This is a genomic window from Victivallis sp., assembly GCF_048170485.1.
In the GTDB taxonomy this organism is placed as follows: domain Bacteria; phylum Verrucomicrobiota; class Lentisphaeria; order Victivallales; family Victivallaceae; genus Victivallis.
Window position 1 is genome coordinate 1 of sequence record NZ_DBEXAY010000190.1, and the last position, 9,725, is coordinate 9,725.

Genomic DNA, 9,725 nt, shown 5'->3' on the forward strand with positions numbered 1-9,725 from the left:
CCAGTGATGAATTCTCCCGTCAACCACTATACACCACATGCGCCAAAGTGCAAAATGAAATTTGCAAAAAAACCATTCCGGGCGCATATTATAGGGAGCCGGACGACGACATGGTTCACAAGAGGAGAGCGTCCGGCCGCAAGGAGGTTCATCCATGAGCAAAGGAAAAACCAACGTCCGCACCTTCCGCAAACGGAAGGAGGCCGGAGAGAAAATCGTTATGATCACCGCCTGCGACGCCCCCTCGGCCGCCGCGGCATTCGCCGCCGGAATCGATGTGCTTCTGGTCGGAGACTCCCTCGCCATGACCGTGCTCGGCTACGCGAACACCCTGCCGCTCACGATGGAGGAGGCGCTCCACCACGCCCGCGCCGTCCGCCGCGGAGCACCCGACGCCTTCGTCATCTTCGACATGCCGTTCATGAGCTATCAGGTGAGCATGGAAGAGGCGCTCCGCAATGCGGGGCGCGCCGTCAAGGAGGCCGGCGCCAACGCCGTCAAGCTCGAGGGCGGCGCCGAACTCGTGCCGCTGATCACCCGGCTGGTCGACTGCGGCATTCCGGTCATGCCCCACCTCGGGCTGCTGCCGCAGCGCATTCAGACCTCCGGCACCTACCGCATCACCGGCCGGACCGACGCCGAAGTGGAAAAACTGCTCAGCGACGCGCACGCGGTCGAGGCGGCCGGCGCCTTCGCCCTGGTGCTCGAATGCATGCCGGCCGAAGTCGGCCGCCGGATCTCCGAAGCGCTGACCATCCCCTCCATCGGCATCGGCTCGGGGATCAACTGCGACGGGCAGGTTCAGGTGCTCCACGACGTGCTCGGGCTCTTCGAGGAGTTCACCCCGAAGCACTCCCGCCGCTACGCCGAACTGGGGAAACTCACCCGCGAGGCGCTGAAACATTACGCGGACGATGTCCGGAACGGCGCCTTCCCCGGCCCGGAGAACTCGTTCTGACCCTACCGGGAAACCGGCCGGAACCATTTTTCCGGACGTGCAGTGCAGCAACATCATCAGCGCAGGAGAATCACGATCATGTTCCAGGAAAAACTGGTTCCGAACCGCCGTCCCGGCGCCGTCGCGGTCGAAGTCGCCGCGAACCGGGCGATCTTCTTCTTTCACGACGGCGGCACGTTCCGCACCGAAGAGGTGCCGTTCGCGCCGTTTCTGCTGCTGAGCTCCCCGGAGCAGCTCGACGGATTCGACGGAGCGTTCGAGCTCGAACCGCTCTCCGGGCAGATGCTCTTCAGCATGCTGGCGAAATTCCCGGATATCGATCACTACAATGCGGCGCTCGCCTTTCTGAAGAAGAACACCCGCGCGCCCTACTCCATCTACCGCGACCTCTCGCAGCAGGCGCTGCTGGAGTCGGGGACCCGCCTCTTCGGCTCGATGAGCTTCCCCGAACTGCGGCGGCTCTCCTTCGATCTGGAGACGCGGACCACCCCGGGGTACGACTTCCCCAACGCCGACCGGCCGGGGGATGAGATCATCATCATCTCACTGCGCGATTCGACCGGTTGGGAAACGGTGCTTTCGCAGGAGACGATGAATGAAAAGGAGCTGATCGAAACCTTTCTCAAGGTGGTCGCCGAACGCGATCCGGACGTGATCGAGGGGCACAACATCTGCCGCTTCGACCTGCCCTACCTCGAAACCCGCGCCAAACGGTACAAGCTCAAACTCACCCTCGGCCGCGACGGCTCCGCGCCCCGGAAACGCCCCAGCCGCTTCACCATCGCCGAGCGGCTGATCAACTACACCCGCTACGAATTCTACGGCAGGCACACCATCGACACACTGCATCTTGCGATGTTCTACGACATGTCGAACCGCAATCTGGAGTCCTACAACCTCAAGTACCTCGCGCGCCACTTCAAGATCGCCTCCGGCGACCGCACCTATCTGGACGGGCGGGAAATTTCCGACGCCTGGACCGACGACCGGCAGAAACTGCTCGCCTACGCCCTCGACGACGTGCGTGAATGCGAAGCGCTGAGCGCCCTTCTCAGCCCGAGCTACTTCTACCAGACCCAGATCCTGCCGATGAGATATCAGGACGTCATCGTGCGCGGCACCGGCACCAGCCTCGACGCGCTGCTCACCGCCGAGTATCTCAAACAGCGCCATTCCCTGCCGCAGCCGGAAGCGGCGCGGCGCTTCGCCGGGGCGCTGACCCGGGCGGAGGCCAGCGGCGTCTTCCGCAACGTCTGGCACTGCGACGTGCGTTCGCTGTATCCGTCGATCATCCTCGCCGAAGGATGGGTTCCGGCGCACGATGAACTCGGCGAATTCCCCCGTCTGCTCCGGGCGCTGCGCACCTTCCGGCTGGAGGCGAAGGACGCCGCCCGCACCGATCCGGATCCGGCCCGGCGCAGCTACTTTCAGGCGCTCCAGAGCAGTTTCAAGATTCTGATCAACTCCTTCTACGGCTACCTCGGATTTTCACAGGGGACCTTCAACGACTACGACATGGCCGAACGGGTCACCGCACGGGGGCGGGAGATTCTCACATCGATGCTCCACTTCCTCAACGAAGCCGGAGCGCACGTTCTGGAGATGGATACCGACGGCATCTACTTCCAGCCGCCGGAGGGGGTGGAGGATGCCGCCGCCTTCAACGCCCGGATTCAGGCGGTCCTCCCGGCCGGAATCGAGGTGGAGCTCGACGCCCGCTACGAGGCGATGTTCTCCTACAAGAGCAAAAACTACGCCCTGCTGGATTCCAGCGGCGTGGTCAGCATCACCGGTGCGGCGCTCAAGTCGCGCGGACTCGAACCCTTTCAGCGCAATTTCATGGCGGCGGTCGTCGAACATCTGCTGCGGAACGAAACGGAGAAGATTCCGCTCGAATATGAGACGCTCCGCCGGTCGATCGCCGACCGGTCGATTCCGCTCGCGGAACTGGCCAAGACCGAGAACCTCAACGACTCCCCGGAAACCTACCGGCGGAAGCTGGAAGCGGGCACCGGCCGCCGGAGCGCCGCCTACGAACTGGCGCTCCGCTCCGGGCGCGACTACCAGTCGGGCGACCAGGTCACCTACTATCTGACCGGCGAAAAGAAAAAGGTGTCGGTGGTGGACAACGCCAAACTTCTCAGCGACGCGCCGGCGGAGGGACGCGACGAAAACACCGCGTTCTACCTCAACAAGCTCGAGGAGCTCTACGCCAACTTCGCGGAGTTCATCCGATCCTGAAGGCGCTCTCGCTGCGGACGCGCTCGAGCTCGTCGAGCAGTGCGGCGGGGTCGTCGGAGGCGATCAGCATCTCCCGGTCCTGTTGGGCAATCAGTCCGGAGTCGACGCCCTGATCGAGAAATTTCAGCAGAAGATCGTAATAACCGCCCGCATTCAGCAGGCCGCACGGCTTGCTGATGAAGCCGAGCTTGAACCGGCTGAACGCATCGAAGAGTTCATCCAGCGTGCCGAAGCCGCCGGGCAGCGCCACGACCGCATCGGCCAGTTCGAGCATCAGCTCCTTGCGCTCGGCCAGCGAGTCCGCCTCGATCGTCCGGGTGAGGCCGCTCTGGAGCAGTTCCCGGGGGAACTCCGAGGGGAAGACGCCGGTCACTTCACCGCCGTTGGCCAGCACCGCCTCCGCCAGCGACTGCATCGTGCCGGTGCCGGAGCCGCCGTAAACCAGACCGATGTTCCGCTCCGCCAGAATCCGCCCGAATTCGGCGGCGACGTCGGCGTAGAGCGGGTGACGGCCGAACGAGGAGGCGCAGTAGACCGCCACCTGCCGGACAGAAGAGACATCACAATACATGGATCACCTCGTTTCGCGGACCAGTTCGCCCGCATGATAGGAACTCCGCACCAGAGGAGCACTCGCCACCGCCCGGAATCCCAGTTCACGGGCGAACGCGCCGAACGCCTCGAACTCCGCCGGCGTCACGTAGCGCGCCAGCGGCCAGTGCGCCGCCGACGGCGGCAGATACTGCCCGATCGTCACGATCGAGACCCCCGCCTCCCGCAGGTCGCGAAGCGTCCGGCGCACCTCTTCGTCGCTCTCGCCCAGCCCCAGCATCAACCCGGACTTCACCGGAATCCCCTCCCCCGCGGAGGCGGCGAAGCGCAGCACCTCCAGCGTGCGGCGGTAGGTCGCCCGGGTGCGGATTTCCGAAGAGAGCCGTTCAACCGTTTCGACGTTGTGGTTGAACACCGCCGGCCGCGCCTCCAGCACCCGCCGGATCGCGTTTTCGTCGCCGTTGAAATCGGGGGTGAGCACCTCGGTCTCCGCCTCCGGCAGACGGCGGCGGAGCTCCTCGATCACGGTGGCGAAACATCCGGCGCCGCCGTCGGGGAGATCGTCACGGGTGACGCTGGTGACCACCACGTAACGGAGTTTGAGCCGCACCGCCGCCTCCGCCAGCCGGACCGCTTCATCCGGCTCCGGAGGTTCCGGGTGCGGATCGTGACCGATCGCACAGAATTTGCAGTTGCGCGTGCAGTTGCGCCCCATGATGAGAAAGGTCGCGGTACCGTGGCAGAAGCATTCGCCGAGATTGGGGCACATCGCCCCGGAACAGACCGTATTGAGCCGGAGATCCTGTAAAATCGCACTCACTTCGCCGGCGCCGTTGGCGCCGACCCGTACCCGGATCCACTCCGGCAGCCGCGGCCGGACCGGTTTACCCTCACCCTGCATCGAATGCCTTTCCCGGCAGGCGGCGCACCGCGTCGCCCCGCCCGCTTATCTGCCGCAGTCGGAAATCACGATCGCCGCATTCGACCCGCCGAACGCGAAGCTGTTCGACAGCCCGTGCCGGATTGTCGTGCCGGTGCGGCATTCGCGGACGAGATCCGCCCAGGCGAATTCCGGATCGGGATTCTCGAGATTGATCGACGGCGAAATGAAGTGCCGCTCCAGCATCAGCGAGGTGAAGATCACCTCCGCTGCGCCGGTCGCGCCGACCATGTGACCGGTCTGCGACTTGGTGCTGTTGATCGCCGCCTTGTCGCCGATCACCCGGCGGATGGCGTCGAGTTCGACCGGATCCCCCACCGGAGTACCGGTGCCGTGGGTATTGACGTAACCGATGTCCGCCGCGCTCAGACCGGCGTCGGCGATCGCGTCGCGCATCACCGCCGCGGACGCGGCCGCATCCGGCACAACCATGTCGTGCGCATTGCTGTTGGAGGCGACGCCGGAAATTTCGCTGATCGGCCGCACACCGCGCGCCCGGCAGCTGCGTTCGGACTCCAGCACCACATAGGCCGCGCCCGCCGCCAGCACGAAACCGTCGCGGTCACGGTCGAAGGGACGGCTCGCCAGTTGCGGCGTCTCGTTGTATTTGCGCGACAGCGCCCGGCAGGCGCAGAAACCGAGCGCCTGCACCCAGTCGATCTGTTCAGCGCCGCCGGCGAGCACGATGTCATACTGCCCGGAACGGATCAGCCGGGTGCCGACCATAATCGAAATCGCACTGCTGGCGCACGCGGCGGAAATGTCGTAGGATTCCCCGGTAATTCCAAAAATGAGCGAGAGGTTGGAGATCGCCGACGACGGCATCACCCGCGGCACCGAATAGGGACTCACATTGCGCAGGCGGTAATCGCTGCGGATGTAGCCATCCGCCTCATTGAAGACTTCGACGTAGTTTCCGCCGGCGACGCCGCCGATGATGGCAATCCGCCGTTCGCGCAGCTCCTCCAGCGGCAGGCCCGCCTCGGCGAATGCCTCCTGCGCGGCGATGACCGACATGACGCCGACCGGGGGACAGAAGCGCAGTTTCTTGCGGTCGATGAGTTCGGTCTCCAGCGGCCCGTCGATCAGCCCGCCGACTTCGCAGCTGAGTTTATGCTCGACGAAGTCCGGCACCTGAACGATTCCGCATTTTCCGGCCCGAAGCGCCGCCTCATTCGCCGCCAGATTGTTTCCAATCGGCGTGATCAACCCGCGTCCTGTGATAAAAGCTCTTTCCATGAGTCCCCTGCAAACTGTTCGGCGAACCGCCTTGATATTACCGGTTTTTCGCAAAATCCGGGTTAATATAGACCTGCTTTCCGCCTTTTTCTACTGTGGAAAGATGAAAAATGTGTGGAATATTCAGGAGAATGGTGTTATATTCCTCAGCAGAAGACAGGAGAGGACCCCGCAGCGGATGGCACTTCTTTCGGTAAACAACCTCAGAATCGACTTTCTTTCCGGCGACCGCCGCCTTCCGGTGGTCTCCGGCGTCTCCTTCTGCGTCGAGCGCGGGAAAATCCTCGCCCTGGTCGGGGAATCCGGCTGCGGAAAAAGCATCAGCTGTCTGGCGCTCACCCGCCTGCTGCCCACTCCGCCGGCCTTCCCCGCCGCCGATTCGGTCGAATTCGACACCGGGGAGGAGACGGTCGATCTCTTCCGGCTCTCCCCCCGGAAACTGCGGAAATTCCGCGGCGGCCGCATCGCCTACATCTTCCAGGAGCCGTCGGTCTCGCTCAACCCGGTGTTCCGCATCGGCGCGCAGATCGCCGAAGTGATCGAGCTCCACCGCCCGGAGGTGACCGATGTGCGCGGCGAGGTGATCGAGTTGCTCCGGCAGGTGGGGATTCCCGCGCCGGAGAGCAGAATCAACGCCTTCCCGCACGAACTTTCCGGCGGCATGCAGCAGCGGGTGATGATCGCCATGGCGCTGGCGGGCAATCCGGAGCTTCTGATCGCCGACGAACCGACCACCGCGCTGGATGTCACCATTCAGGCGCAGATCCTCGAACTCATCGACCGTCTCCGCCGCGAGCGGAACATGGCGGTCATTCTGGTCACCCACAACCTCGGCATCGTCGCGCAGCTCGCCGACTTCGTCGCGGTCATGTACGCCGGGTGCCTGGTGGAGTACGCTCCGGCACGCGAACTCGTCGACCACCCCCGCCACCCCTACACCCGGGCCCTGCTCGCCGCGGTGCCGAAGCTGGGAGGCGGAGGAGGGAGGCTATCGACCATTCCGGGGCACGTCCCCTCGCCGGACGAGTTTCCGGCCGGCTGCCGCTTCAGCGACCGGTGCGCCCGGGCGAAATCGCTTTCTCCTGAACTCGCCGCCCGATGCCGCGACGAACGGCCGCCGCTCCGGGAGCTCTCCCCCGGGCACCGGTGCGCCTGCACGGCCCCCTTCCCCGAAGAAGAGGGTTGAGGCAATGGAGAAGAGATTCTTCTGCCTGCTCGGCGCGCTGACCGCCACCGCCGCCGCCACCGTCGCGGTCATCACCACCTACGATGCGCCGGTGACGCGGCCATCCGGAGACGTCACCGCCCGTCCGCGCATGATCTGGCAGCTCCGCACCCGGGCCAACAGTCTGATCGAATCCAAGAACTACCCGGCGGCCCTGCTGATGTTGAACCGGCTCGCCCGCCTCGAACCGGAGAACGCCTCCATCCGGCGGCTTCTGGTGCGTGTCCTCTACGAGACGGGGCGGAACGACGATGCGATCCTGCTCTGCCGGGAACTCCTTGCCGGGAATCCGGACAACGCCACGACCCGCAACAATCTCGGCGTGCTTCTGGCGGCCGGCGGCAGTTTTGAAGCCGGCATCAAGGAGCTGCTCAAAGCCCATACGCTCGCGCCGGAAAATGAATTCATCGACTACAATCTGAGCCGGGCCTACCGGGCGCTCGGCGACCTGCCGGAAGCCGAACGGTGCTATGCCCGGGCAAACCGCAGCCGAAAACAGACCCTGACCGTCGCTCCGCCGGACCTCATCGCCGTGCCCCGTTCCGACTGGCAGGCGCCCGGCGGCAACCAGGAGGAACCCGCCCCATGAGCAAAATCAAAGTGATGGATGAACAGCTCAGCAACCGGATTGCGGCCGGCGAGGTGATCGAACGGCCCGCATCCGTGGTCAAGGAACTGGTGGAAAACGCCATCGACGCCGGCGCCACCCGGATCCGCATTGAAATCGAACGGGCCGGCTCGCGGCTGATCAGCGTCTCCGACAACGGTTCGGGCATGGATGCCGACGACGTTCTGCTCTGCATTGAACCGCACGGCACCAGCAAGATCTTCTCTGCGGAGGACATCGACCGGATCACCACGCTCGGCTTCCGCGGCGAAGCGCTCCCCTCGATCGCCTCGATCAGCCGGTTCACCATCCTCTCCCGCACCGCGGAGATGCTCGAAGGGACCCGGGTCCGGATCGAGGGGGGCAGACTGCTCGAAGCGGCGCCCGCGGGCTGTGCGGTCGGCACCGTCATGCAGGTGCGCGACCTCTTCTTCAACACTCCGGCCCGGAAGAAATTTCTCAAATCCCCCGCCACCGAGGCGCACCACATCGAAGAGATGGTCGTCGCCCTGGCCCTTCCCCGCCCCGAAGTGGGCTTCGAACTGCGGATTGACGGGCGGACGGCGTTCCACTCCCCCGCCGCGCCGACTCCGGAAGCGCGGCTGCGGGAACTCTTCGGCCGCGCCTTCGTCGACAACCTCTGGCCGGTCGATCACACCGAATCCGGCATCACCATCACCGGTTTCACCGCCGCCCCGGGGTTCACGCGCAACTCCCGTCGGGAACAGCGGACCTTCGTCAACGGCCGCGCGGTCGAATCCGCCGCGATCTACCGGGGAATCCGGGAGGGATACGCGACGCTCGCCGAAAGCGGCAGATACGCGCCGGCGGTGCTGTTCCTCACCATCGCGCCGGAAGAGGTGGATGTCAACGTCCATCCGGCCAAGCGGGAGGTCCGTTTCAAACATGAATTCGCCATCACCCGGGCGGTGACCGCCGCGATTGGAAACGCGTTGAAGCGCTCGCGGGAAACGCCGCTGCCGTCGGTTCACGAAGCGGCGCTTCCGCTCGACGGGAAGGTGCCGCTCCGCCTGCTCCTGGACAGCGCCGGGGTCCAGTATCAACCGAAGGAGACCCGCCAGCCGACGCTGGATCTGGGGGAATCGTTTTCCGCCCCGGAGGATGCCCTGCCGGACGCGGCTCCGACCGAAACGCTCTTTTTAACCGATCCCCCCGGGGAACGGATTACGCCGGACAGGGAACTTCCGCAGGAAGAGCCGGAGGACGCGGTTCCGCCAGTTGCCGAAGCCGCCGACCGGGCGCGGACTCTTCCCGTCAAGGCGCCCGAAGCGTTCCCAGAGAGCGACGCCCCTTCCCCGGAAGAACATGCCGCCCCGCGCCAGCCGGTACGCCTCTCCACGGCGGGGAGCGCGCAGTTCAACGGCGACTGGCCGGAGGAAATTCTGGGGATCCTCGACCACACCTACATTCTCGCCTCGGGGCGAAGCGGTCTGGTGCTGATCGACCAGCACGCGGCGCATGAGCGGATCATGTTCGAACGTCTGCTGACGGAGGCCAAGACGGGAGCCGCCCCCACGCAGGCGCTGCTTCTGCCGCAGGTTCTGGAGCTGCCGCCGCCGATGCGGACTCTGCTGCTGCGCTACCGCAAACTCTTTGAAATGCTCGGATTCGACATCGAGCCGATGGGGAGCAACACGGTGATGCTCAACGGCCTGCCCGCCTCCATGCCGACGCACCGGCCGCTGGAGGAGCTGATTCCGGACATGCTGCAGGAGTTGCTCGACAACCAGGGGGATAAAATTCCGGTGGAGCTCGAATATGTCGCGCGGGCCGCCTGCCGGGCGGCGATCAAAGCTCACGACGAACTCACGCCGGAGCTGACGAAGGAGCTGTTGCGGCAGCTCGGCGAATGCCGGCAGGGCACCCTCTGCCCGCACGGGCGCCCGACGATGGTCACCCTCACCTACCGGGAAATTGAGAAACGGTTCGGCCGGCGCTGAGG

Annotated in this window: 8 protein-coding genes; 5 read left to right on the forward strand and 3 right to left on the reverse strand. The window is 65.1% G+C overall.

Annotated elements, in window-relative coordinates:
- The first annotated feature begins 154 nt into the window (after positions 1-154).
- On the forward strand, positions 155-958 hold the full coding sequence (gene panB, locus ACMLHG_RS09900) for a 3-methyl-2-oxobutanoate hydroxymethyltransferase (protein WP_417170386.1): 804 nt from the start codon (positions 155-157) through the stop codon (positions 956-958).
- Between the two features lie 78 nt (positions 959-1,036).
- A complete protein-coding gene (locus tag ACMLHG_RS09905; protein ID WP_417170387.1) occupies positions 1,037-3,199 on the forward strand; it encodes a DNA polymerase domain-containing protein in 2,163 nt (720 codons plus the stop codon).
- On the opposite strand, the gene ACMLHG_RS09910 is transcribed toward ACMLHG_RS09905, so the two are convergent.
- Genes ACMLHG_RS09910 through ACMLHG_RS09920 form a run of 3 tightly spaced genes read right to left on the reverse strand, consistent with a single transcriptional unit; the run spans position 3,186 to position 5,930 of the window.
- A complete protein-coding gene (locus ACMLHG_RS09910) occupies positions 3,186-3,770 on the reverse strand; it encodes a TIGR00730 family Rossman fold protein (protein WP_295811261.1) in 585 nt (194 codons plus the stop codon). The genes ACMLHG_RS09905 and ACMLHG_RS09910 overlap by 14 nt on opposite strands.
- A gap of 3 nt (positions 3,771-3,773) precedes the next feature.
- Positions 3,774-4,652 carry a lipoyl synthase gene (gene lipA / locus ACMLHG_RS09915; protein ID WP_295811259.1) on the reverse strand — a complete coding sequence of 293 codons (879 nt, stop codon included), beginning with the start codon at positions 4,650-4,652 and terminating at the stop codon, positions 3,774-3,776.
- Positions 4,653-4,697: 45 nt separating this feature from the next.
- A complete protein-coding gene (locus ACMLHG_RS09920; RefSeq protein ID WP_417170388.1) occupies positions 4,698-5,930 on the reverse strand; it encodes a beta-ketoacyl-[acyl-carrier-protein] synthase family protein in 1,233 nt (410 codons plus the stop codon).
- A gap of 178 nt (positions 5,931-6,108) precedes the next feature.
- Here ACMLHG_RS09920 and ACMLHG_RS09925 point away from each other — a divergent pair, with 178 nt between their 5' ends.
- The 3 genes from ACMLHG_RS09925 to mutL are packed head-to-tail and all read left to right on the forward strand — an operon-like array spanning position 6,109 to position 9,723.
- A complete protein-coding gene (locus tag ACMLHG_RS09925; protein ID WP_294437506.1) occupies positions 6,109-7,116 on the forward strand; it encodes an ABC transporter ATP-binding protein in 1,008 nt (335 codons plus the stop codon).
- 4 nt (positions 7,117-7,120) lie between these two features.
- Positions 7,121-7,744, forward strand: coding sequence for a tetratricopeptide repeat protein (locus tag ACMLHG_RS09930; protein ID WP_295811254.1), 624 nt, complete (start codon positions 7,121-7,123; stop codon positions 7,742-7,744).
- Entirely contained in the window at positions 7,741-9,723 is a 1,983-nt protein-coding gene (gene mutL / locus ACMLHG_RS09935; protein WP_417170389.1) for a DNA mismatch repair endonuclease MutL, read from the forward strand. Before ACMLHG_RS09930 ends, mutL begins: the two co-directional genes overlap by 4 nt.
- Positions 9,724-9,725: the final 2 nt, after the last annotated feature.

What these genes read in the sequence shown, in the direction of transcription:
- ACMLHG_RS09910 (WP_295811261.1), bottom strand. Translation starts at nt 3,770, where the DNA reads ATGTATTGTGATGTCTCTTCTGTCCGGCAGGTGGCGGTCTACTGCGCC.
- ACMLHG_RS09920 (WP_417170388.1), bottom strand. Translation starts at nt 5,930, where the DNA reads ATGGAAAGAGCTTTTATCACAGGACGCGGGTTGATCACGCCGATTGGA.
- ACMLHG_RS09930 (WP_295811254.1), top strand. Translation starts at nt 7,121, where the DNA reads ATGGAGAAGAGATTCTTCTGCCTGCTCGGCGCGCTGACCGCCACCGCC.
- panB (WP_417170386.1), top strand. Translation starts at nt 155, where the DNA reads ATGAGCAAAGGAAAAACCAACGTCCGCACCTTCCGCAAACGGAAGGAG.
- ACMLHG_RS09905 (WP_417170387.1), top strand. Translation starts at nt 1,037, where the DNA reads ATGTTCCAGGAAAAACTGGTTCCGAACCGCCGTCCCGGCGCCGTCGCG.
- ACMLHG_RS09925 (WP_294437506.1), top strand. Translation starts at nt 6,109, where the DNA reads ATGGCACTTCTTTCGGTAAACAACCTCAGAATCGACTTTCTTTCCGGC.
- lipA (WP_295811259.1), bottom strand. Translation starts at nt 4,652, where the DNA reads ATGCAGGGTGAGGGTAAACCGGTCCGGCCGCGGCTGCCGGAGTGGATC.
- mutL (WP_417170389.1), top strand. Translation starts at nt 7,741, where the DNA reads ATGAGCAAAATCAAAGTGATGGATGAACAGCTCAGCAACCGGATTGCG.